This window comes from Kitasatospora sp. NPDC001547 (assembly GCF_042894165.1).
Lineage (GTDB): Bacteria > Actinomycetota > Actinomycetes > Streptomycetales > Streptomycetaceae > Kitasatospora.
In genome coordinates this window covers 15,495-37,412 of sequence record NZ_JBIAVL010000038.1, presented here as the reverse complement: position 1 = coordinate 37,412, position 21,918 = coordinate 15,495, and the positions used below count along the sequence as shown (strand labels likewise).

Annotated in this window: 15 protein-coding genes and 3 pseudogenes; 12 read left to right on the top strand and 6 right to left on the bottom strand. The window is 73.9% G+C overall.

Annotation, left to right across the window (positions count from 1 at the left end; genetic code table 11):
* Positions 1 to 48 precede the first annotated feature (48 nt).
* The gene (locus ACFY0X_RS35665) at positions 49 to 390 is read left to right on the top strand and encodes a VOC family protein (protein WP_387760676.1); all 342 of its coding nucleotides are present in this window, start codon (positions 49 to 51) and stop codon (positions 388 to 390) included.
* Positions 391 to 703: 313 nt separating this feature from the next.
* Here the strand turns inward: ACFY0X_RS35665 and ACFY0X_RS35660 are convergent.
* Positions 704 to 850: pseudogene (locus ACFY0X_RS35660) on the bottom strand (IS5/IS1182 family transposase); the annotation flags it as partial.
* Positions 851 to 883: 33 nt separating this feature from the next.
* Positions 884 to 3,682, bottom strand: a complete 2,799-nt coding sequence (locus tag ACFY0X_RS35655; RefSeq protein WP_387760675.1) for an AAA family ATPase — start codon at positions 3,680 to 3,682, stop codon at positions 884 to 886.
* Positions 3,683 to 3,924: 242 nt separating this feature from the next.
* On the opposite strand from ACFY0X_RS35655, the gene ACFY0X_RS35650 reads away from it, so the two are divergent.
* The 9 genes from ACFY0X_RS35650 to ACFY0X_RS35610 all read left to right on the top strand — a co-directional run bounded on the left by ACFY0X_RS35650 (position 3,925) and on the right by ACFY0X_RS35610 (position 16,225).
* On the top strand, positions 3,925 to 6,087 hold the full coding sequence (locus ACFY0X_RS35650; protein WP_387760674.1) for a M4 family metallopeptidase: 2,163 nt from the start codon (positions 3,925 to 3,927) through the stop codon (positions 6,085 to 6,087).
* Between the two features lie 623 nt (positions 6,088 to 6,710).
* Positions 6,711 to 7,265, top strand: a complete 555-nt coding sequence (locus ACFY0X_RS35645) for an ATP-binding protein (protein ID WP_387760673.1) — start codon at positions 6,711 to 6,713, stop codon at positions 7,263 to 7,265.
* 670 nt (positions 7,266 to 7,935) lie between these two features.
* A complete protein-coding gene (locus tag ACFY0X_RS35640) occupies positions 7,936 to 8,283 on the top strand; it encodes a hypothetical protein (RefSeq protein WP_387760672.1) in 348 nt (115 codons plus the stop codon).
* Between the two features lie 352 nt (positions 8,284 to 8,635).
* Positions 8,636 to 11,626: an AAA family ATPase gene (locus ACFY0X_RS35635; RefSeq protein WP_387760671.1), complete on the top strand. Its 2,991-nt coding sequence runs from the start codon at positions 8,636 to 8,638 to the stop codon at positions 11,624 to 11,626.
* 77 nt (positions 11,627 to 11,703) lie between these two features.
* Positions 11,704 to 12,159, top strand: a complete 456-nt coding sequence (locus tag ACFY0X_RS35630) for an SRPBCC family protein (RefSeq protein WP_387760670.1) — start codon at positions 11,704 to 11,706, stop codon at positions 12,157 to 12,159.
* A gap of 105 nt (positions 12,160 to 12,264) precedes the next feature.
* Positions 12,265 to 13,704: an MFS transporter gene (locus tag ACFY0X_RS35625; protein ID WP_387760669.1), complete on the top strand. Its 1,440-nt coding sequence runs from the start codon at positions 12,265 to 12,267 to the stop codon at positions 13,702 to 13,704.
* Between the two features lie 57 nt (positions 13,705 to 13,761).
* The gene (locus ACFY0X_RS35620) at positions 13,762 to 14,202 is read left to right on the top strand and encodes an SRPBCC family protein (RefSeq protein WP_387760668.1); all 441 of its coding nucleotides are present in this window, start codon (positions 13,762 to 13,764) and stop codon (positions 14,200 to 14,202) included.
* A 50-nt stretch (positions 14,203 to 14,252) separates the two neighbouring features.
* Positions 14,253 to 15,599: a carotenoid oxygenase family protein gene (locus ACFY0X_RS35615; protein ID WP_387760667.1), complete on the top strand. Its 1,347-nt coding sequence runs from the start codon at positions 14,253 to 14,255 to the stop codon at positions 15,597 to 15,599.
* Between the two features lie 77 nt (positions 15,600 to 15,676).
* Complete coding sequence (locus ACFY0X_RS35610) at positions 15,677 to 16,225, top strand: ester cyclase (protein ID WP_387760666.1); 549 nt, start codon at positions 15,677 to 15,679, stop codon at positions 16,223 to 16,225.
* Between the two features lie 1,198 nt (positions 16,226 to 17,423).
* Here ACFY0X_RS35610 and ACFY0X_RS35605 read toward each other — a convergent pair.
* From ACFY0X_RS35605 to ACFY0X_RS35590, 4 genes and pseudogenes are all read right to left on the bottom strand, one after another.
* Positions 17,424 to 18,014: a TetR/AcrR family transcriptional regulator gene (locus ACFY0X_RS35605; RefSeq protein WP_387760665.1), complete on the bottom strand. Its 591-nt coding sequence runs from the start codon at positions 18,012 to 18,014 to the stop codon at positions 17,424 to 17,426.
* Positions 18,015 to 18,121: 107 nt separating this feature from the next.
* Positions 18,122 to 18,527: pseudogene (locus ACFY0X_RS35600) on the bottom strand (Tn3 family transposase); the annotation flags it as partial.
* 465 nt (positions 18,528 to 18,992) lie between these two features.
* Positions 18,993 to 19,271, bottom strand: a pseudogene (locus ACFY0X_RS35595) (transposase); the annotation flags it as partial.
* Between the two features lie 68 nt (positions 19,272 to 19,339).
* Positions 19,340 to 19,960 carry a TetR/AcrR family transcriptional regulator gene (locus ACFY0X_RS35590; RefSeq protein ID WP_387760664.1) on the bottom strand — a complete coding sequence of 207 codons (621 nt, stop codon included), beginning with the start codon at positions 19,958 to 19,960 and terminating at the stop codon, positions 19,340 to 19,342.
* Positions 19,961 to 20,062: 102 nt separating this feature from the next.
* Here ACFY0X_RS35590 and ACFY0X_RS35585 point away from each other — a divergent pair, with 102 nt between their 5' ends.
* Together ACFY0X_RS35585 and ACFY0X_RS35580 are read left to right on the top strand one after the other, a co-directional pair.
* Positions 20,063 to 20,644 (top strand): NADPH-dependent FMN reductase, encoded by a 582-nt coding sequence (locus ACFY0X_RS35585; protein ID WP_387760663.1) that lies wholly within the window; start codon positions 20,063 to 20,065, stop codon positions 20,642 to 20,644.
* Between the two features lie 2 nt (positions 20,645 to 20,646).
* Positions 20,647 to 21,813: a serine hydrolase domain-containing protein gene (locus tag ACFY0X_RS35580; RefSeq protein ID WP_387760662.1), complete on the top strand. Its 1,167-nt coding sequence runs from the start codon at positions 20,647 to 20,649 to the stop codon at positions 21,811 to 21,813.
* Positions 21,814 to 21,918: the final 105 nt, after the last annotated feature.

The following is a 21,918-nucleotide window of genomic DNA, read 5'->3' as shown; positions in this document are numbered from 1 at the left end:
TTCGCTCGGCGCCGTCGGTTGTCGGTGGCCGTGGTTAGGGTGACGATCATGAATCTGACGGCAGTGATGATCACGGTGGATTGTGCGGAACCGCAGGAGCTGGCCCGGTGGTGGGCCACTGCGTTGGGAGGGCAGATCGCCCAGGACCACGGCGACTTCGTCATTGTCAAGGCCGAGCCGGTGGCACTGGGTTTCCAGCGGGTGGCCGAGGAGCGGCGGGGCAAGAACCGGGTGCACGTCGACTTCGCTGCCGCGCCCGGTACGAGCCTGACGGCGGAGGTGGCGCGGCTGGTCGCTCTGGGTGCGAGTGTCGTCGGCGAGCACAGCGTCCCGGGCCTCACCTGGACCGTGCTGCAGGACCCGGCCGGCAACGAGTTCTGCGTCCACTGAGAGCAGTGCCACCGTGCTGGTCGCAGCCGTTCGGCGATGACTGCGACCAGCACGGCCGACCACGGTGGACGGCCGTGCTTGCGCTCCCCGTCCCCGGGCACCGAGGCGCCGGGCGCGCGGCCACGACCGGTCGCTCGGGCACGGCCGGTCGCCGGTCAGCGGACCGGGTCGCCCACCCCCTGGGGCCGACAGGCTCCCCGAGAGCCGCAGGCGACACCGTGCCCCCGCCAAGGGGCCGCCAGGCCCCACCTCCGTCTGCGGTTGAGGGCCAGTCAGGCACCGCTGCGCGGGGCGTCAGTGAGGGCCTGCCACAGAACCGGTGGTTACGGCTCGACGCCCCGACGCTGCGGTCCCGCACCGGGACCAGGGTGCCGTCCACGATCCACAGCCGCTCCACGCCCGGCACCGGGCGTGGAGCGGCCTCCAGCGCCAGGAGCGGGCCGAGACGCTGGATGATGCGAAATGCCCCGCACCAGACCTTCTGGAACAAGCTTTAGTAGGGCCTGTCTCCTTGATGAGCGGACAAGTAGCAGTGTTCCCCATCTGCGCTGATCATCGTTTTCGATGGCGAACGCACCGGCCCGCGCCTGCCGCGTCCAGTGGTCATCGATGCGGGTTCGGCCGCAGATTCGAGTGTCGGGGTGATGGCGTGGGCGAGTTGGACGCGGGAGTGGACGTCGAGTTTGCGGTAGACGCGGGTGAGGGTGGCCTCGACGGTTTTGACGCTGACGGTCAGGGCGGAGGCGATGTCGCGGTTGCTGGCGCCGGCGGCGGCGAGGCGGGCGCAGCGTTCTTCGGCACCGGTGAGTCGGGGGCGGGCGCCGGCGTCCGCGGAGCCGGGCTCCAGGCGGTGGAGGGCGTGGGCGGCGGCTTCGGCCCAGGGGTGGGCTCCGTGGGTGGTGAAGAGGTCGGCAGCCTTCTGTGCGGCGGTGCGGGCGCTGGCACGGCGGCGGGCGCGGCGTTCGGTGTGGCTGAGGGCCAGCAGGGTGCGGCCGCGTTCGATCGGGAGGTCGCGGAGGCGCTCGGCGGCGTCGGTGAGGCGGCGGGCGGCTGTGCCGTGATCGCCGCGGGCGGCGTCCAGCAGGGCCCGGGCGCGCTCCAGGGCGGGCAGGACGGAGGTCCGGCCGAGCTCGGTGGCGGTGCGGTGGGTGTCGGCGAGAAGGTCGTCGGCCTCGTCGTGGCGGCCGACGGCGAGGAGGGCCTCGGCCAGGTCGGCGTGCCAGCGCAGGACGGACGGGTCGCGGACCTGCTGCCGCTCCTCCAGGGCGCGGACCTCCTCCAGCGCCTCCAGGGCCTCCTTCGGGCGGTCGGCGGTCAGCAGCAGGTGCCCGAGGGCGAACAGGTTGCGGGAGAGGAAGACCTTGTTGCCCTCGTGCCGGGAGGCGTCGATGCCCCGGCGGGCGTGGGCCAGGGCGGCGCCGGTGTCCCGGGCGGCGCCCTCGACGAGGGCTGAGGTGTAGCAGGCCGGCGCGGGTGACAGGGCCGTACGGTCGGTCAGGGTCTGGGCGCGGTGGGCGTAGTCGAGGGCCTTGGCGCAGCGTCCGGTGCGCAGTTCGGTCTCGGCGAGGCTGCGCAGGAGGTCGACGGTGGCTTCGGTGTCCCCGGTCCGTTGGGCTTGAACGAGCAGGGGCAGCAGGGTGGTGCGGGCTTGTTCGGGGCGGTCGTCGAAGAGGGCGTGGCGGGCGGCGAGGTGTTCGGGGGTGGTGTTGACGGTGACGGGTGCGGTGCGTGGCAGGGACAGGGCGCGCTCCAGGGTGGCTTCGGCTCCGGGGTGGCCGAGGATGCGCTGGATGCGGGCCTGCATGGTGAGGGCCAGGGCGGCGGTGGTGGTGTCGTCGGCTGTGCGGGCGAGGTCGGCGGACCGTTCGGCCAGGGTGGCGGTCCGGTGAGGGTCGCCTTCGTTGACGTTGGCCCAGACGGCTTGGCGGAGCAGGACTTGTGCGGTCAGGCCCGGTCGGCCGGCGGCTTCGTGGACGGCGGAGGCGAACAGTTCGTCCGCGCTGTGCAGGCGTTGTCCGCTGGCGTCGAGCAGGGCCAGGAGGGCGTTGACGCGCTGGGCGGGGCTGGTGTCGTGTTCGAGGACGAGGCGGGTGGCGGCCCGGGCACGGGGGAGGTCGCCGCAGTGCGAGGCGTCCCGCACCGCGGTCAGGGCCCGTTCGGTGAGCAGGCCTGTGTCCTCGCGCGGGGTGCGCTGGGCGGCGAGGAGGGCGAGTTCGGCGGCCAGCGGGTGTTCGCCGCGCAGCCGGGCGTGGCCGGCGGCGCGGGCGGCCTCGCGCGCGGTGTGCCGGGCGGTGCGGGGGTTGGTGGTGTCGGCGGCCAAGGCGGTGTGGCGGTCGCGGCGGGAGGGGTCGTGGCTGGCCTGGGCCAGGCGGGCGTGCAGACGGCGGCGTGCGGGGTCGGTGAGCCTGGTGGTGAGTTCGGTGCCGATCGCTGAGGCGGTGAAGCGCACCGGCCCGTCGCCGTGTCGAGGGTCGATCAGTGCGGCTGTCTCGGCCTGGGCCAGGAGGTGGTCGGCGGCCGGACCGGCGAGGCGGGCCAGCAGGTCGCGGTCGGGGCGGTCGTCGAGCGCGGCGAGCGTCAGCAGTTCCCGCACGTCGTGGGACACGGTTTCGAGCCATTCGCCGAGCAGTCGGCGGGCCGCCGGGGGCAGGGGTGGATCGTCCAGGGCGCTGCGGTCGCAGGCCTCGGCGAGTGCCAGCGCCAGGGCCGGGTTGCCGCCGCTGCGGGCGTGGAGCCGGACGACCGCGTCCGGATCGGGCCGGTGGGGGGAGAGGAGGGAGGCGACCTGGCCGAGTGTCAGGGGCGGGACGCGCACCACCTGTGCGTCCTCGCCGCACCAGTGGCCGCCGGCCTCCGGCCGCCAGGTGCGCTCGGTGGCGATGACGGGCAGCTCCGGGGCCTGCCGCAGGGCCCAGCCCAGCACGGCGGTACTGGCCTCATCCAGCCACTGGGTGTTGTCCACCACCAGCGTCACCGGCGGCGCCTCCCGCAGCACCGTGGCGGTCAGCCGGCGCAGCCGCAGGGCCGGACCGGTGCCCGCGGGGGAGTCCGGCGGGCCGACAGCCTCGTCCAGGGCCGCCGCGAGCTCCCGCGCGGTCGGCAACGGCTGCAGGGTCAGGGCGAGTTCGAGCAGCCCGGCGTAGGGGACCGGGGCGTCCTGCGGGCCGGGGGCCAGTCGCAGGACGGGGCGGCCCCGCCGGCGCGCCAGCGCGCCGGCGGCGGTGGTCTTGCCGATGCCGGGCGGCCCGAACAGCACCACCCGGCGGATGGCGCGCAGGTCGTCCGGCGCCATGGGCAGCACGGCGCCACCCGTTTCCCGACCCCCAGTGAACCACGTCGCGGTGTCTTGCATCGGGCCATCGTGCGGCCACGGTGCCGCCGCGGTCCAGGACAAGGGGTTCCCCTGATTTCGGCCGCTCCCAGCCTTCCCTAGCCTCATCGCCACAGTCGAGCTGTTCTCCGGCTGCCGGACGCCCCCACCCATGACGTCCTGCGGCCCTCTCCCCCCAACCCCAGCTCGGCGGGAGGAATGTCATGTCCCGTAAGAACGCGCTGGCGGCCGCTGTCGCGGCGGCCCTCACCCTGGGCACCATGACCGTGGTGGCCGCCCAGTCCACGGCGGCCCCCAGCGGCTCCGCCGCCCGACCCGGCGCCGGAGCCCAGGCGATGAGCGCCGACGCGCGGGCCGAGGCGATACGCACCGCCGACCGGGAGGCCGACACCGTCGCGAAGTCACTCGGCTTCGGCGCGGACGAGCGCCTGACGGCGAAGGACGTGCTGGTCGACACCGACGGCACCCGGCACGTGCGCTACGACCGCACCTACCGCGGCCTGCCCGTGATCGGCGGCGACCTGGTCGTCCACTACGACAAGAACGGCAAGGCCACCGGCTCCGACCAGGCCCACCAGGGCGCGATCAAGGTCGCGGGCACCACGCCGAAGCTCAGCGCCTCCGACGCCTCGGCCGCGGCCGTCAAGCACGCCAAGCACGTCAAGAACGCCAAGTCCGAGACCGCGGACGGCAGCACCCTGGTGGTGTACGCGGCCGGCAAGGTCCCGGTCCTGGCCTACCGCTCCACCGTCACCGGCGACGGCGAAAGCGGCCCCGCCTCGCGCGAGGCCGTGATCGTCGACGCCGCCAGCGGCGCGCCGCTGGACCAGTACGAGCTGCACCAGGGCGCCACCGGCACCGGCAACGGCACCACCGTCGGCCAGGTCTCCATCGAGACCACCCAGACCGCCTCCGGCTACACCCTCACCGACGCCGCACACGGCGGCACCATCGTCTACGACGCCTACAACAGCCCGCAGTCCAACCCCAGGCAGAACGCCCGCCCCTTCTCCAAGACCACCAACACCTGGGGCAACGGCACCGCCTCCAGCCGCGAGAGCGCCGCCGTGGACGCCTCCTACGGCCTGGCGAAGACCTGGGACTACTACAAGAGCGCCTTCAACCGCTCCGGCATCCGCAACGACGGCCGCGGCGCCCCCGCCTACGTGCACGTCGACAACCAGCTGGTCAACGCGTTCTACGACGACAACTGCTTCTGCATGTACTTCGGCGACGGCTCCTCGCAGAATCAGAACACCCCCGTCACCGCCGTCGACGTGGCCGGCCACGAGATGAGCCACGGCGTCACCGCCGCCACTGCCAACCTCACCTACTCCGGCGAGTCCGGCGGCCTCAACGAGGCCACCAGCGACATCTTCGGCACCATGGTCGAGTTCTACGCCAACAACGCCAACGACCCCGGCGACTACTTCATCGGCGAGAAGCTCAACATGCCCAGCGGCGCACTGCGCCGGATGGACAACCCCGCCTCCGACGGCAACAGCCTCGGCTGCTGGAACTCCGGCGCCGGCCAGGTGGACGTGCACTACTCCTCCGGCATCGGCAACCACTTCTTCTACCTGGCGGCTGAGGGCACCGGCGCCAAGACCATCGGCGGACGCGCGCACAACGGCACCACCTGCAACAACGACACCTTCACCGGCATAGGCCGCGACAAGGCCGCCGCCGTCTGGTACCGCGCGCTGACCACCTACATGACCTCCACCACCAACTACGCCTCGGCCCGCACCGCCACCCTGAACGCCGCCGCCGACCTGTACGGCACCAACTCCCAGGAGCGGTACCTGATCTCCAAGGCGTGGGCCGCCGTCAGCGTCGGCACCGCGCTGCCCGACCCCGGCAACGGCACCCCGACCCCGACCCCCACCCCGACCCCCACCTCCTCGCCCACCGGCAACCCCAACCCCGGCAACGCCCTGACCAACGGCGGCTTCGAACAGGGCACCGCCGACTGGAGCCAGAGCGCCGACGACATCACCAACTCCACCGTGCAGAGCGCGCACGGCGGCTCCTGGTACGCCGCGATGATGGGCTACGGCAGCCCCGCCACCGAGTCCCTCTCCCAGTCGAACATCGCCGTCCCCTCCAGCGGCAGCCCCAAGCTCACCTTCTGGCTGAAGGTCTCCACCCAGGAGTCCGGCTACGCCGTCTACGACACCCTCAAGGTCAACGTCAACGGCACCACCCTGGCCACCTACTCCAACGCCGACGCCTCGGCCGGGTACGTCCAGAAGAGCGTCGACCTGTCCGCCTACCGCGGCCAGAGCGTGAAGCTGGAGTTCGCCGGCGCCGAGGACCAGTACCTGACGACCATCTTCCTCGTCGACGACGTCGCCATCGGCTGACACCCTCCCTGTACTCCCGTGGCCGGCCCCCGCTGTGGGGCGGCGCCGGCCACGGGACTGCCGCCTCCAAGTGGGGTAGCGAACGCGGCAGCCTGCGGCCGACCCGTGGGGCGGGTCGGCCGCAGCGGCCACCACAGCCCACACCCCACGGGCCCGGGGCCGCAGACCCGCACCTCCCCGCCGGACCCCCGCTCCCGGACCCCCGCTCCCGGACCCCCGCTCCCGGACCCGCCGCCGAAACCCGGCTGCGCACCAGCGCCGGGCTCCACCACGCACCAGCAGCCGACACCCGGCCGCTGCGCGCGATCCGGCAGGTCCCCACCGGACCTGCACCGGCTGGAGCCCGGTGCTCCCCTGCGGGGCGACACGGAACGAACGGACGGACAGGCAGACGTCACGCGTACAACCGATGCTCCGCGGCACGACGAACCCGACAACGCCCTCGTCTCCCACCTCCTCTCCCGCCGCCGCGTGCCGGTCCTCAGCGGCGCCGCCGGCCCAGTGGTCCTGGGCGCGGAGCCGCTGGGGCGGTTCCGCGCCCCGGCCACCGGCCGCCGCCGGTCACCCCCGGACCGGCGGCGGCCACCCGCCCGAACTGCCGTCACCACCCCCCGGGAGCCCCGATGCCGCAGCACGGGCCGCTGTACCGCCTGACCCTGACCGCGACCGCCTCCGACCCGCACCAGCGCGTCGCCTGCGTCGGCCCCGCCCGCCAGGTGGTCCGCTCCGTCGCCACCGGCTGGGGCCTGGACGGCGCCGTGCTGGACGACCTGGTGGCCGTCGCCTCCGAACTGCTCGCCAACGCCGCCGGCCACGCGGGCCCGGCCCGGCTGACCGCGCTGCTGCGCCTGGCCGCGGCTGGTGACCGGGTGCGGTTCGAGGTCGAGGACCAGGGCGCCGCCCTGCCCCGGATCGTGGCCGGCCTCGGCGACGACCAGGCCGTCACCGGCCGCGGCCTGCTGATGGTTCAGGCCCTGGCCGAAGAGTGGGGGAGCGTCCCGACCGGCACCGGCAAGGTCGTCTGGGCCGAGCTCGTCCTGCCCGTTCCGTTGGACCCGCCCGCCATCGCGACCCAGGCCCGCCAGGCCGCCGCCCGCAGCGACTACATGCGGGCCGCGGCCATGGGCACCGCCCTCCGCCGGATCCCGATCGTGCCCACGGCCCGCCGCGCTCGTTGAACCCGCCGAGCGCCTCCACCGGGGCGCGCGGCTGCGCCTGCTCCACACCGCCCGGCACGAACACCCCCCCCACGGCGCCTGGCGGACGTGTCCGGCAGCTGTCCGACCCGCACCGACGTGTGGCGCTGGGAGGCCGAGTACCGGGGCTACACCCCGGGGCCCTACTACCTGCCGCACCTGGGCGCCGTGCTGGAGCTGGACGAGGGCCCGGCCCTCGCCGACGCCCGTCAGCTCCGGTGCCGGAGGGTTTGCGGGGACGGATCGGGGTCAGAAGAGGACCGGCGGGCGAGAGCACGGGTCCGGACGGTGGACATCCCCCCTTCACCGTCCGGGCCCGCGTCGCCGACCGGCCGTCCTGCTCGTCCTGGCCACCGCGCGTCCGGCCGGCTGCCGTCCCGGCGCCGAGCTCGCCGCCGTTCGCATCCTGGCCGGTGGCGGCCCACCCGCTGTGCTCGACCCGGCTGCCGTCCGGTTCCGCTTGTTACCGTCCGGCCGCTGTTCCGGGTGGAGGCCGAAGGCGCCGCTGCTCGCCGTCCCGTCCGGTTTTCTCCATGCGCCTGGGGCCCGACGCGTGGGTCACGGAGACGGCCCGGGGAGTGTTGGAGCCGTCGTTCGTGGGCGACCCTGGTTACTCTACGTCGGCAGAGTGACTGCCCGATGACACTCGGTGGTGAAGGGACTCACGATGGTGGAGAAGTTCATCGAACGGCCGGCGCCGGAATCCGTGCGCCTGATCGACTTTGACCAGGCGAAGGTCGTCCCGGGCATCGTCCCGGAGACCTTCATCCTGGTCGTCAGCGGGGAGAAGCCCTGGGAGAACATGACGGTCCGCCTGGTCCCGCTGGTCTACATCAGACAACCGGAGTACTGGGGCATCGAGGTGACCGGCTCACTGACCGGCATCGGCCTGCCCGCCACCGCCCGGTACACGGAGTCCCTGCCGCTGGACGGCATCAAGGGGACCAGGGGGATCGAGGTGATCGGGGCGTTCAAGCGGGAGACGATCGCTCTGCCGTAGTCCTCCTGAACACCGGGACGGCCCGCCGGGTTCCGGAACCCGGCGGGCCGTCCCACGTCCGGTGCCGGTCAGTCCGGCGGGGGCGGGCCAGGGGGCCTCCTGGGCAGGCGGGCCGCGAGCAGCACGCCGAGGGCGACCGCGCCCGCCGCGGCCGCCGGCCGCCCCGCGCCGCCCCGTGCTGCGCTCCGCACCGGGCCTGCCTGTCCCGCCTGTCCCGCCGGTGGCGCCGCACGGACAGTCGGGGCGGGCGTGGGATCGGCGCCCCTGCAGGGCGGCGCAGGGTGCTTGGTTGAGAACTTACGGATCACGTGAGAAGTAGTGGGGATTCCTGCAATCTGGATGAGAGCCCTGTATGCGCCGGTCGGGCCGGGGGTGGCTGGCGCCCGGTCGGGCAGTCGGCCACGCCGTCTTGGCGAGCCTTCGGCAGCGCCGACGTCGGCCAGGAGAGCGCCTTCGCCACCGCGGCCACCGTCCGCGCCGAGTGGCAGCGCGTCCACGACCACACCGCCACCCGCCGCGTACGAGCCCGCCGAACGGCGGGCGGGGACGCGATCCCGGTGCCGCACCGAGCAGGGGCGACCCCGCAGGTGCGGGCGCAAAGCGCCGGGTTCGGACACCGTGGCATGATCGCGGGGTGTCTCCCGTGATCGTCTCCGAGTACCTACCGTCCGCTGAGCTTGCCGCTCTCCTCGACCTCTTGGCCGGTGCGCGGGTCGGCCGGGGAGGGGCGGTGGTCGTGCGCGGCGAGGCAGGCATCGGCAAGACGACGTTGCTACGGCACGCCACTGACGGCCTGTCGGGCGCGAGGCTGCTGTGGGTGAACGGGGCGGAGTTCGAAGCCGACTTCGCGTACGCCGCGGTGCACCAGTTGACCCGCCCCCTGCATGACCGGACCGCGCGGCTGCCCGCCCCGCAGCGCGATGATCTGGCGGTGGCACTGGGGCTGGCGGAGGGCAACGCGCCGAGCCGTTTCGCCGTCGGCCTCGCCCTGCGGGGGCTGCTGTCGGACGCCGCCGGCGAGCAGCCGGTGGTCTGCGTCGTGGACGACGCGCAGTGGTTGGACCGGGCGTCGGCGCAGGTACTGGCGTTCGTGGCCCGGCGGGTGGCGGAGGAGTCCGTGGCGTTCGTCTTCGGTGTGCGGGACCCGCACGTCGTCGCGGAGTTGGACGAGCTGCCGGCGTTGACGGTGCCCCGGTTGCCGGACCAGGCGGCGCGCCGGCTGCTGGCGTCGAGCCTGCCGGGGCCGTTGGACGAGCAGGTGCGGGAGCGGATCCTCGCGGAGGCGCGCGGCAACCCGTTGGCACTACTCGAGTTGCCGCGCCGACTGGGGCCCGCCGCACTGGCCGGCGGCTTCGGGTTGCCGACGCCGGTCTCCCCGGCCAACCGGATCGAGCAGAGCTACCAGCAGCGCGTGTCCCTGCTCTCCGGTGACACGAGGACGTTGCTCCTGCTCGCGGCCGCCGAGCCACTGGGGGACCCGGGGCTGCTGTGGCAGGCGGCGGACATGCTGGGAGTGGGTCCCGAGGCCGGGCCAGAAGCCGAGGCGAGCGAACTCATCGAGCTGGGCGGCCAGGCGAGGTTCCGGCACCCGCTGGTGCGGTCGGCGGTGTACACGGCGGCGTCGCCGGCGGAGCGCCGCCGCGTCCACGGCGCGCTCGCCGACGTGACCGACCCGCTGTCGGCCCCCGACCGCCGGTCCTGGCACCGCGCGCAGTCCCTCTCGCGCCCCGACGAGGAGGTGGCGACCGACCTGCTGCGCGGCGCGGAACGGGCGAGGCGCCGGGGCGGGGCCGCAGCCGAGGCGGCGTTCCTGGAGCAGGCCGCGAGCCTGACGGCCGAGCCGCGGCTGCGCGCCGCCCGCAGTCTGGCCGCGGCGCGGGCTGCGCTGGAGGCGGGCTCGTTCGAGAGCGCGGTGACGCTGGTCGAAGCGGCGCAGAGCGGCCCGATCGATGACGCCGGCCGGGTGGAGGCCGAACTGCTGCGCGCCCGGGCGGCGTTCTTCGGCGACGGCGCGGCGGACGCCGTCGGCCACCTCATCAGATCCGCCGCCCTCGATCCCGGGCGGGCGCGGACCCACCTGCTGGACGCCCTGCAGGCCGGCCTGGTCGTCGGCCGGTCCTCGCCCGCCGCGCGCGACGCCCTCAAGGCGGCACGCCGGGCACCCGCCCCGGTGGGCGAACCCTCCACCTCAGACGAGCTGCTGGACGCACTGGTCGCCTACCTCGACGGCGAGTCGGCCGCGGTGCCCAGGCTGCTCGAACTGCTGTCGCAGGTCACCGATCCGCTGTGGACGGGCCGGCTGTCGCTCGCCGCGCTGCTGGCCATCGAGCTGTGGGACGTCGCGCTGGAGGAACGGCTCGCCACCCGGGCCGTGGATGCGGCGCGGGCCGGCGGGGCGCTGATGGTCCTCCCGGTCGGGCTGTGGATGCAGGCGATGGCCGCCGCGCAGCGCGGTGACCTGCCCGCGGCGGCGGCGCTGAACAGCGAGGCCGACGGCATAGCCGAGGTGACCGGCGTTCCGCCGCACTGGTACGGCAGGCTGTTCGCGGCCGCGGTGCGCGGCGTGGCGACCGAGGCTCGGCCACTGTTCGAGCGGGTGCTGGCCGAGTCGCACGCCCGCCGCAAGGGCATGCTGACGGCGACCGTCCACGCGGCGGCGGCGTTGTACGCCAACGGGGCCGCCGACCACCGCGCGGCCCTGGCCTCGGCCCGACTGGCCCTGACGGACGGCGACCTGGGAACGTCCAGCCTCGCCCTGCCGGAGCTCGTCGAGGCGGCTGTCCGGTGCGGCGAGGAGGACAGCGCCCGGGAGGCGTTCGCTCGGCTGTCGCGACACACCACGGCCGCAGGCACCGACTGGGCGCTGGGCGTGCGCGCCGCGCTCGCCGCCCTGCTGTCACCGGAGCCGGAGGAACTCCACGTCGAGGCGGTCGCCCGGCTGGACGCCGCAGGCCTGCGGCTATGGCACGGGCGGGCGCTGCTGCACCAGGGCGCGTGGCTGCGCCGCGACGGCCGCCGCGCCGATGCCCGGGAAGTGCTGCGCACCGCTCACCACCTGTTCGCCGCGATGGGCGCGGAAGGCTTCGCCGAGCGGGCCCGGGTGGAGCTGGCCGCCGCCGGTGAACAGGCCAAGCCCGTCGCGCTCGGCACGGTGCAGTCGTTGACCGGTCAGGAGCTCAACATCGCGCGGCTGGTGGCGACCGGTGCGACCTCCCGGGAGGTCGCCGATCGGCTGTTCCTGAGCCCGCGCACCATCGACGCCCATCTGCGCAGCGTGTTCCGCAAGCTTGACATCACCTCGCGTCGCCAGCTCGCCGACGTGCTCGGCCGCGAGGCCCGGTAGCCGCGGCGCCGATTAGGTGATCGCCTAGGCGACTTCCACCGATGAGGGCGTGGGGCGGCCGGACCAGACTCGGGGGCATGAAGAACACGCCCTCGGGCGTCGACCGGGCCGCCCCGGTCGTCGCCCGCCGTGAGCTGGCGATCAGGGCCCCGGCCACCGCCGTCTGGGAGCTGCTGACGTACGTGCCCGGCTGGCCCACCTGGCAGCCGGACATCGCTGAGGCCCGCGCCTTGACCCCGCTGATCCCTGGCGCGGTGTTCCACTGGCGCACCGGCGGCCTGGACCTCACCTCCACCGCGTACGCGGTGGACGCACCCCGGCTGATCCGCTGGGGCGGCCTGTCGCAGGGGATCACCGCCGTCCACGAGTGGACGCTCACGCCTTCGGCCAGGGCGACGTTCGCCGTCACCGAGGAGTCCTGGGACGGCGAGCCCGTGCGGGCCGACGCCGCCGCCATCACCCGGGCCCTGGACCGGTCCCTCGCCCAGTGGCTGCTGCACCTGAAGTCCGCCGCCGAGCGCGCCGCGCGCTGACACCGAGCGCCCCGGGGCCACCCCCGGGCACCTCGGCACACACGCCGAACGCCGCCCGCGCCACTGCCCTTCCCCCTCTTTCCCACCGCTTTCCCGGGAGTCCCCGTGCCCCGACCGCCACGCGGCGCCATCCTCGCGGTGCTGGCCGCCGCCCAGTTCACCGTCATGCTCGCCACCTCCATCGTGAACGTCGCACTGCCGCAGATCCGCGCCGGCGTCGGCCTCTCGGACTCCGCCACCACCTGGGTGGTCAACGCCTACGGCCTGGCGTTCGGCGCGCTGCTGCTGGCCGGTGGGCGGGCCGCCGACCTGTTGGGCCGCCGCCGCGTCCTGCTCGCCGGTCTGGGCGTCTTCGGCTCCGCCTCCGCCGCGGCCGCGCTCGCGGCCTCGCCGGGCGTCCTGATCGCGGTGCGCGCCGTCCAGGGAGCCGGTGCGGCGGCCGTCGCACCGGCCGCTCTCGCCCTCGCCCTGGGCCTGCACCCGCCCGGACCGGCGCGCAGCCGGGCGCTCGCGGTCTGGGGCGCGGTGTCCGGCGCGGGCGGTGCGGCCGGGGTGGTGCTCGGCGGAGTGCTGACCCGGGCGTGGGGCTGGCCGTGGATCTTCCATGCGGTGGCGATCGGGAGCTTCGCCGTGCTGACGGCGACCGCGGCGTGCGTCCCCGCCGCGGCCCGGACCGAACGGGCCCGCTTCGACCTGATCGGAACGGCCGTCAGCGCCCTCGCCCTGACCGCCCTGGTCTGGGGCGTGGCCTCGGCTCGCCGCGCCGGCTGGACCGACCCCGCCGTGCTCGCCGCCTTCGCCGCAGCCGCCGTACTGGTGGTGGCGTTCCTGCGGATCGAACGGTCCGCCGCGGTGCCGCTGGTACCGCCCCGCCTGTTCGCCGCCCGCGAGGTGGCAGTGGGGAACCTGCTGACGGCGCTGTTCGGCTCGGTGTGGATCGCGTTGTTCTTCTTCCTGCCGCTCTACCAGCAGCAGGTCCTCGGCGAGGACCCGCTCACCACCGGCCTCGGACAACTCCCGCTGGCGGCGGCGAACATGCTCGGTGCGTCTCTCGCCCCCGCTCTCGTCCGCAGGGTCGGCAGCCGGACAGCGCTCCTCGCGGCGCTGCTGACCGAGGCCACCGGGATGCTCTGGCTGTCCCGCATCGGCGCGCACGGGAGCTTCTTCACCGACGTCCTCGGCCCGAGCGCCCTGGTCGGACTCGGCCTGAGCGTCGCCTTCGTGCAACTCACCGGCCTGTCCGTGGCAGCGGTCACCGGCCCGGACGCGGGACTGGCGGGCGGCCTGGTCAACACCACCCGTCAGGTCGGCGGCGCCGTCGGCCTCGCCGTCCTGGCCACCGTTGCCGGCACCGTCACCTCGCACGCCGCCGGCCACCAACCTCCCCTGGAGGCGCTGACGGCCGGGTACCGCACCGCCTTCGCCCTCGGCGCCGCGATCCTGGCCGGCACCGCCGCCCTCGCCGCCCTGCTGGTGCGCCGCACGCCCGCCGACGGGCCGGCCCACGCTCCCGCCCCGCAGCCCGCCGCCTCCGGCCGGCCCTGACCACCGACACCCTTCTTCTCCGCTGTTCCTCCGCACCCTCCACCGAAAGGAATCACCGTGCTCACCATCGACGAGACCGCACCCGTCGTCGTCCGCCTGTCCACCGAGATCGACGCCCCGCTGGAGCGGGTGTGGGCCCTGCACACCGACATCGGCGACTGGCCGGTGTGGAACACCGACATCGACCAGGCACGGCTGGACGGCCCGCTCACCGAGGGCGCCACGTTCACCTGGCGCACCCACGGGATGGAGATCACCTCCACCATCCACGAGCTGGTGCCCGGCGCCCGGATCGTCTGGGGCGGCCCGGCCCACGGCATCGACGGCGTCCACGTGTGGACCTTCGAGCAGGCCGGCGACAGGGTGCTCGTCCGCACCGAGGAGTCGTGGAGCGGCGCGCCCGTGGAGGCCGCCGTCGACGAACTCGGCACCGCTCTGCGCAGCTCGCTGGAGAGCTGGCTCAGCATCCTGAAGAACCGTGCCGAGTTGCGTGCCTGACGCATCGCCAGTCGAACCCCCTTCCCTTCGAGAGCCCCGAGGAGCGCACCATGACCCCCAAGCCCTACTTGACCGGCCACTACACCCCCGTCGCCGACGAGATCACCGCCACCGAGCTGACCGTGGAGGGCGTCCTGCCGCCCGAGCTGACCGGCCGGCTGGTCCGCAACAGCCACAACCCCAAGCCCGGCGTCACCCCCACCCACTGGTTCAAGGGCAGCGGCATGGTCCACGGCATCCGCCTGCGCGAGGGCCGCGCCGAGTGGTACCGCAACCGCTGGGTGCGCACCCCCGCCCTCGACGGCGCCCCCTACCTGACCGAGCACGGTCCCGACCTGACCGCCTCCACCGCCGGCACCCATGTCATCGAACACGGCGGCCGCCTGCTCGCCCTCTGCGAGGCCAACCTCCCCTTCGAACTCACCCGGGACCTCGACACCGTCGGCCCGTTCGACTTCGACGGCAAGCTGCACAGCGCGATGACCGCGCACCCCAAAAGCGACCCGGTCACCGGCGAGCTGCACTTCTTCGGCTCCTCGCCCTTCCCGCCCTACCTCACCTACTACGTCGCCGACCGGGACGGGCACATCACCCACAGCGCCGAAGTCCCCGGCGCCACAGCCTCGTTGAAGCACGACTTCGCCATCACCCGCCACCACGTGGTCTTCGTCGAGGGCACCGTCACGTTCGACCCCACCGAGCACTCCGGCATCCCCTACTCCTGGCAGGACACGCAGCCCGCCCGGATCGGCGTCCTGCCGCGCGGCCCGCAGGGCGCCGCCGCGATCCGCTGGTTCCCGATCGAACCCGGCAGCATGCTCCACGTCGCCAACGCCTACGAGGACGCCCAGGGCCGCATCGTGCTCGAGGGCCCCACCGTCGACCGCAAGGGTTTCCAGCTCTCCTGGAACTGGTGGGTCGGCGCGCCCGGCCGCGGCACCGAGCCCAACACCCGCTCCTTCAACCGCCGCTGGACCATCGACCTCGTCGGTGCCCGCGTCGACGAGCGGGTCGTCGACGACCTCGCCATCGAGTTCCCCACCCTCAACGAGGACTTCGTCGGCGTGGAGAACCGCTACCAGTACGCCATCTCCTTCCCCGACCAGCACGGCCTCGGCGGCTACGGCGTCGTCAAGTACGACCGCACCACCGGCGAGCGCCGCACCCACCAGGCGGGCGACGCGCGGCTGCCCAGCGAGGCGGTGTTCGTCCCCGCGGCCGGCGGCACCCGGGAGGACGACGGCTACCTCCTCACCGTCGTCTCCGACCTGAAGCAGGACGCCTCCCAGCTGCTCATCCTCGATGCCGCCGCCCTCGACCCGATCGCCACCGTCCACCTGCCGCGCCGCGTCACCGCCGGCATCCACGGCTCCTGGATCCCCGACACCACCCTCTGACCCCACCCGGGCGATCCCCCGGAAGCGTCCGCCGCCCCCGGGGAACCACCGGTCCTCCCCACCGAAAGAGCACTGCCATGCGCACACCCGCCGCCGCCGTCACCACCGCGATCGCCGCCGCCCTCATCCTCAGCACCTCCACCACCGCCTCCTCCGCCGAGGCCGCACCGTCCACGGCTGCGGACGTCCACGACCACCGGGCGGCGGCGAAGAACCCGAAGGCCATGCTCGACGCCTGGCTGCGCGTGTGGAACGGCGACTACACCCAGGCCCCCGCGATCATCTCGCCGGACTTCACCGTGCACGCCGCCATGCTGGACGGCGGCGACGGCAGCGGCATCCGCGGCGCCGACGGCCTGGTCAACTGGATCGCCCAGACCCGCGCCGCCTTCCCCGACCTGCGCTTCTCCGTCCAGGTCGACCCGCTGGTCGCCGGCCGCCACGCCTTCCTGCGCTGGACCGCCACCGGCACCTACGCCGGCGGCTTCCCCGGCGCCAAGGCCCGCCCCGGCACGACCGTCACCTTCACCGGCACCGACACCCTGCGCATCAACAACGGCAAGTTCGTCGAGTACTGGCTCAACTCCGACACCCTCCAGCTCCTCACCCAGCTCCAGGCGCTGTAGGGCACCGTGCGGCGGCCCCGCCGCCCCGACCGGCCACCGCGGCCGGCCGGAGCGGCGGGGCCGCCGCACGCTGACACCACCCACACCGCACCCACCCCCGCGGATGTGAGGCAGCTCACGGAAAGCCGGGCCCAGGAGCAGACAGCTGATGAAAGTTACTCCTTGACGGCTACCACGCCGCCGCTGCGCTTCACCCGGTAGTCACCGGCCGCGGCTGCCGCCTGCCCGTCCTGGTGCCGGCGTCGCCGCCGTCCATCGCCCTGCACGCGTGGTGCCCACCCGCTGGGCTGTGCTCCACCCGGCTGCCGTTCGGCTGCGTCCCGGCCAGCGGAGGCCGAAGGCGCCGCTGCTCGCCGTCCCGTCCGGCTGTCCTCCCGGCTGTGCCGGTCCCCTCGGCGTCGGCGCCGGGGTGGTGACGTTCGACGAAGGCCCGCTGCCCTCCTCGCTCGCCGCTGTCCCGGTCCCCGGGGTCTGCTCGTCGCCCTCCTCGTCGACCAGGCCGTCGGCCCCGGTGCCGCCGTCCAGGTCCGCCCGTACGGCTGCGCCCTGCGACGCGCGCTCGGCTGCGCCCCGCTCGCGGCCGCCGTCCGGCCGCTGTTCTGGCTGCCGCTGCCGCTGCCGGGCCTCCGTCCGGCTCGCTCGTTCCCGTCCCGCTGTCCCGCCCGGGCTCCAGCGGCCGCCACCCGGTAGTTGCCGTCCGGGACGACGGTGGGTCCGGACCGCTGCTGCTCCGCCGTTCGCCGCCTGCCCGTCGTCGTCCTCGTCCGGACTGTTGCCGTTGTGCCTTCGCCGTCCCGTCCCGGTCTGGCCGCGGCTTTCCGCTCCCGACGCTCGGCCGTCGGCCGCTTCGTCCGGCCGCGGCTGCGGTCCGGTTGTCGTACGGGCCCGTCGACAGCGGCTGCTGTCCGTCGCGCTGGCCGGTGGTGCCCACCTGCTGCGCTCCACCCGGCTGCCGTCCCGGCCGGCGGGCGTCTCGGCCGGCTGGCGGAGGCCGGAGGCGCTGCCGCTCGCGGTCCTCGTCCGGCCCGTACGTCTCCGCCGGGCGCCCGCCGTCGTCCCGGTCCGGCCGTTGCCGTGGTGCCTCCGCGGGGCCGGCTGCTGCCCGTCCGTCGTCCTGGCGCCGTCGCTCACCCCAGCAGGGCAAATGTGATCGCCGTCCGGCACCGGGGCATGAGCGCGTCGTACGCCTCAATTGTGGTCACCGGGCCTTACCCGGGGTGGTGAGCGCGCCGTTGAGGAAGAGGTCCACCAGTTCTTCGGTGGTCAGCGGGTCCGGGGCGCCGGGACGGCCGGCAGACATGAGCATGAGCTGGAAGGCGTCCGCGAGCCGTTCCGGGGCCAGTCGCAGGGAGTCCTGGTCGGGTGCGAACAGGGCGGCCAGGGCCGCGCGGGGCGCTGCGAGGCCGGCTTCGCGATCCGGGGAGCGGCCGTCCTTGGCGGGATCGGCGGGTGCAGGGCGTTCCAGTCGCCCGGCCGACGCGAGGGCACCGGCAACGGCGCCCATGCGCATCATGTAGCCGCGCATCACCTCGGCCGCCTCGGTGAGCCGGGCCGCCAGCGGTTGGTCCAGTGCGATCGAGTCCAGGTGGGCGAGGGTGTCGTCGGGACGTACCGCCTCGGCCATGCAGGCCGCGAGCAGGGCGTCCTTATCGGCGAAGGCCCGGAAGATCGTGCCCTCTCCAATGCCTGCGGCGCGCGCGATCTTCGCCGTGGACACGGAGGCGCCGTACTCGATGACGAGGGGAAGGGCCGCGGCGACGATCATCGCGCGGCGCTGGTCGGGTTCCATGGGCGCCGCACGGCGCCGGGAGGGAGCGGGAGAGTTCTCTGCCATACATAAAACTCTACGGAGTGAGCACTCACTCCGTCAATGCTTTCTGATCGGCGGACCGTGGGTCATTCGTCGGCGCCGTCGTCCTCGTCGAGACCACCGGCCCCCGGGTCGCGCAGCGGGCAGGCCGCCGTCGACCGGGGTGGAGGAGCGGAAACCGTAGCGGCCGAGCATGTTGAGGTTGGCGTGCTTGAGCGGGGGGACGCGGGCGACGTCCTGGTCCAGGACGTCGTGCTCGCGCTCCTCGGCGGGCAGGGTCCGCAACTCCTCGACTGCGGCGTCGAGATAGCGGGTCGTTCACAGTACGGCGGCATTCAGCACGAGACCGAGGGCGCCGAGTTGGGTCCTCCTGCCCGTCTTGTACGCCTGCATGATCTGCCCGCGCTTGCCGTGGCAGATGTCCCGAGCGAGCTTGTGGCGGGACTCCTGCACGGTGAGCTGCCGGTTCATCTGCCGCCGGTAGGTGTCGTCGGCACCACCTGGCAGATCCGGGCTGGCGCCTGACGGCGACAGCCCGGATCACACCAAGATCTGGGTCCAGGCGCAGCGGGCCGGCTGGCCGTTGTTCTTGATGGTTCCTCGATAGCGCAGGCGGCGGTTGCCGTGGCCGACGAGCCAGGCGACGGCGCGTTCGACCGGTGGCCGCCAGCGGCGGTAGGCCTTGTGGAGCGGGACGGCGTGGCCGGCCGGACAGGCGGCCGTGCCGGTTGCGGTGTCGACGCCGAAGTCGTCGAGGACGAAGCCGCCCGCGACGGCGGGCCGTTGCGGGACAGGTTTGAAGAACAGCGTGTGTCCGGCCCTGCCGAGGGCCCGGCGGGCGGTTCCGGTGGAGTAGGCGGTGTCGCCGAACGCCTCGACGGGGTGGTCCTCCCCGGCGAGGAGGCCGAGTGCGACGGCGGCCTCGTGATGGTTGTCCCCGTGGCCGGGGGTGACGCGACCGCAGGCGGCCTTCCACCGCAGGTCGCACCGCAGTTCCTGGACGGTCTCGAAGTCGGACAGGCCGTGCAGGGCCTGGAGGGTGATCGCCGCGGCCGGGATCTGTGGCGGCACGCTCGGTCGGCCGTTCGCCGACGGATACATGTCCGCGAACACCGCCGCCGGGAACAGCCGGCCCCGGTGCTCGGCCAGGAACGCGAACACACTCCCCGCCGGGATCAGCTTCCGGCAGGTCTCCCACACATCCGGCCCGACCGTCTCCCCGACCCATTTCCCCATCGCCACGAAACGAGTCTGGTCCCACCGCTCACGCAGTGGGACCAGAACCCGACATCTCCATCAGCCTTCTAGCTCGCCCGGTAGTACGCCAGGAACATGTCCACGCCCCGCTCGATCAGCCGCTCCGTCAGGTCCGGTGACAGGCGATCGCCGTATGTGCTGTGGACGACGTGCGGGTACAGCACGAGGGCGTAGAACTGGATGATCGCGACCTCCAGGTCGGGGATCTCCAGATCCGGTGTGGCGTGCAGCGCGGTGCCAAGGGGCTCCGCGAAGCGTTCCGGGCCCTGTTCGCGCCAGGCGCGTCCCAGGCTGGGGAAGCGGCGGGTCTCCGCGGCGATCAGGGTGCGCAGCCGCAGGACGTCGTCCTGGGCGATGCCCTGCACCCAGCCGCGGGCGGTGGCGATCAGGACCTCGCGGATGTCGTCGTCCGCCTCCAGTTGCCGGCTCATCTCCTCGGCGGTGGTGCCCAGCGCCTGCTCCAGCGCGTCGCCGATCACGTCGGCGAAGAGGTCCTCTTTGCTGCCGAAGTGGTTGTAGACCGTCATCTTCGACACGCCCGCCTGAGCGGCGATCTGATCGACGCCGGCACCGAAGCCGTGCTCGAGGAATTGTGCGCGCGCGGCGCCGATGATCGCCGCGCGTTTGCGGGCGGCGCGGTCGCCGGAGGGGCGGGTGCGTTCGTTCATCGGCTTCAGCCTAGCAGTCGAAGTGGACTCTTGAGTCCAACTGGACTGTGCCGTACAGTCCAGTTCTGTTCGAGTGACACCGACCCGACGGAGCAGCCTGCCGTGAATCACCTCAACGTCCTTGCCCTCTCCGGAAGTCTGCGCACCGGCTCCCACAACACAGCGCTGCTGCACGCCGCCGCCGAGCTTGCTCCCGAGGGTGTCGCCGTCGACATCTACGGCGGGCTGCGCGCCATCCCCCCGTACGACATGGACCTGGACACCCCAGACGCGCGCCCCGCCGCCGTCCGCGAGCTGCGCGAGCGGATCACCGCCGCGGATGCCCTGCTGATCGCAACCCCCGAGTTCAACTACTCGATACCCGGCGTGTTGAAGAACGCCATCGACTGGGTCAGCACCGACTGGACCGGCACCGAGGGCCTGCCGCTGCACCGCAAGCCGCTCGCAATCGTTGGCGCGTCCCCGTCGGCCTTCGGCTCTGTGCGGGCCCAGCTGGCGCTGCGGCAGGTGTTCGTGTGGACCGACTCGGATCTGGTCGTCAAGCCCGAGGTCATGGTCTTCCGCTCGCACGAACGCTTCGACGGGTCCGGCCGACTGGCCGACCCCGTCACCCGCGAGCTGCTGTCCGACCTGCTCGGCGCCCTGGTGGCCAAGGCCGCGGACCGGCAGCCGGCGGGGGCCTGACGATGACCATCACGACAACAGGCACGACAGTGGTGCACGGCACCGCGGCCGAGGAGTTCAGCGCGGTACGGGACGCCTTCGGCGCCGTCGCGGCCGGTGAGCCCGGGCTGAGCGCGCAACTGTCCGTGCGGCTGCACGGGCGGGACGTCGTCGATCTCTGGACGGGGCCCGGGATGACCGGGGACTCGCTGCTCGCGCTGTACTCGTCCGGCAAAGGCGCCGCCCATCTGCTGGCCGCGCTGCTGGTGCAGGACGGAGCGCTGGAGCTGGACCGGCAGGTCGCGCGCTACTGGCCCGAGTTCGCCGCCGAGGGCAAGGGCGGGTTCACCATCCGCGAGCTCCTCTCGCACCGGGCCGGCCTGATCGGCGTCCCGGAGGGCTTCAGCACCGCGGAGCTCGCCGACGACCAGCGGCTCGCCGAATGCCTCGCGGGGGCGCGCCCGTACTGGACACCGGGGGAGGGGTACGGCTACCACGCCTTCACCATCGGCGCGCTCATCGGTGAGGTGACGCGGCGGGTCACGGGCAAGAGCCTCCAGCGGCTGTACGACGAGCGGTTGCGGGAGCCGTACGGGCTGGACTTCTACCTCGGACTGCCGGAAGCCGAGGAGCCGCGCCATCTGCCCGTACAGCCGCTGCCGCCCGAGCAGCAGGCGCAGGCGGACGCGCAGGCCCCGGCGCCGGACTCGCTCACCGGCATCGCCTTCAACCTGCACGCCGACCCGCCCACCGACCTGGCGGACTTCGGCGCCACCCGGTCCGTACGGGCACAGGGGCCGGCGTCATCCGGCAGCGTCGGCACCGCGCGCGGCCTCGCCAAGCTCTACGCCGCCGCGATCTCGCCGGTGGACGGGCGCCCGCCGCTGCTCACCGCCGGCACGCTCGCGGAGTTCACCACCCCGCATACGCCGGGGGTGGACCTGGTCACCGGCGAGGAGGGGCACTTCCTGCTCGGATTCGAGGCCCAGCACAAGCGCTATCCGGGCCTGGGCACCCGGGCCTTCGGCCACAGCGGGGCGGTCGGTGCACAGGCCCTCGCCGACCCGGACAGTGGGATCGCGTACAGCTACACGCGGCGGCGGTTCGCGTACGGCGGGGGCGGGGGCGCCGCCGAGAACCGGCAGCTGGTCGCGGCCGTGGCGAGCAGCGTCGCGGCGCTGCGGCGCTGAGTACGGGGGGGGGGGGGGCCCCCGGCGGGGGGCCCCCCCCCCCCCCCCCCAACACCCCCCCCCCCCCCCCCCCCCCCCCCCCCCCCCCCCCCCCACCCCCAAACC

Excerpts from the sequence above, each read along its gene's own strand:
- ACFY0X_RS35665 (WP_387760676.1), top strand. The coding sequence starts at position 49 with ATGAATCTGACGGCAGTGATGATCACGGTGGATTGTGCGGAACCGCAG.
- ACFY0X_RS35655 (WP_387760675.1), bottom strand. The coding sequence starts at position 3,682 with ATGGCGCCGGACGACCTGCGCGCCATCCGCCGGGTGGTGCTGTTCGGG.
- ACFY0X_RS35650 (WP_387760674.1), top strand. The coding sequence starts at position 3,925 with ATGTCCCGTAAGAACGCGCTGGCGGCCGCTGTCGCGGCGGCCCTCACC.
- ACFY0X_RS35645 (WP_387760673.1), top strand. The coding sequence starts at position 6,711 with ATGCCGCAGCACGGGCCGCTGTACCGCCTGACCCTGACCGCGACCGCC.
- ACFY0X_RS35635 (WP_387760671.1), top strand. The coding sequence starts at position 8,636 with ATGCGCCGGTCGGGCCGGGGGTGGCTGGCGCCCGGTCGGGCAGTCGGC.
- ACFY0X_RS35630 (WP_387760670.1), top strand. The coding sequence starts at position 11,704 with ATGAAGAACACGCCCTCGGGCGTCGACCGGGCCGCCCCGGTCGTCGCC.
- ACFY0X_RS35615 (WP_387760667.1), top strand. The coding sequence starts at position 14,253 with ATGACCCCCAAGCCCTACTTGACCGGCCACTACACCCCCGTCGCCGAC.
- ACFY0X_RS35610 (WP_387760666.1), top strand. The coding sequence starts at position 15,677 with ATGCGCACACCCGCCGCCGCCGTCACCACCGCGATCGCCGCCGCCCTC.
- ACFY0X_RS35605 (WP_387760665.1), bottom strand. The coding sequence starts at position 18,014 with ATGGAACCCGACCAGCGCCGCGCGATGATCGTCGCCGCGGCCCTTCCC.
- ACFY0X_RS35590 (WP_387760664.1), bottom strand. The coding sequence starts at position 19,960 with ATGAACGAACGCACCCGCCCCTCCGGCGACCGCGCCGCCCGCAAACGC.
- ACFY0X_RS35580 (WP_387760662.1), top strand. The coding sequence starts at position 20,647 with ATGACCATCACGACAACAGGCACGACAGTGGTGCACGGCACCGCGGCC.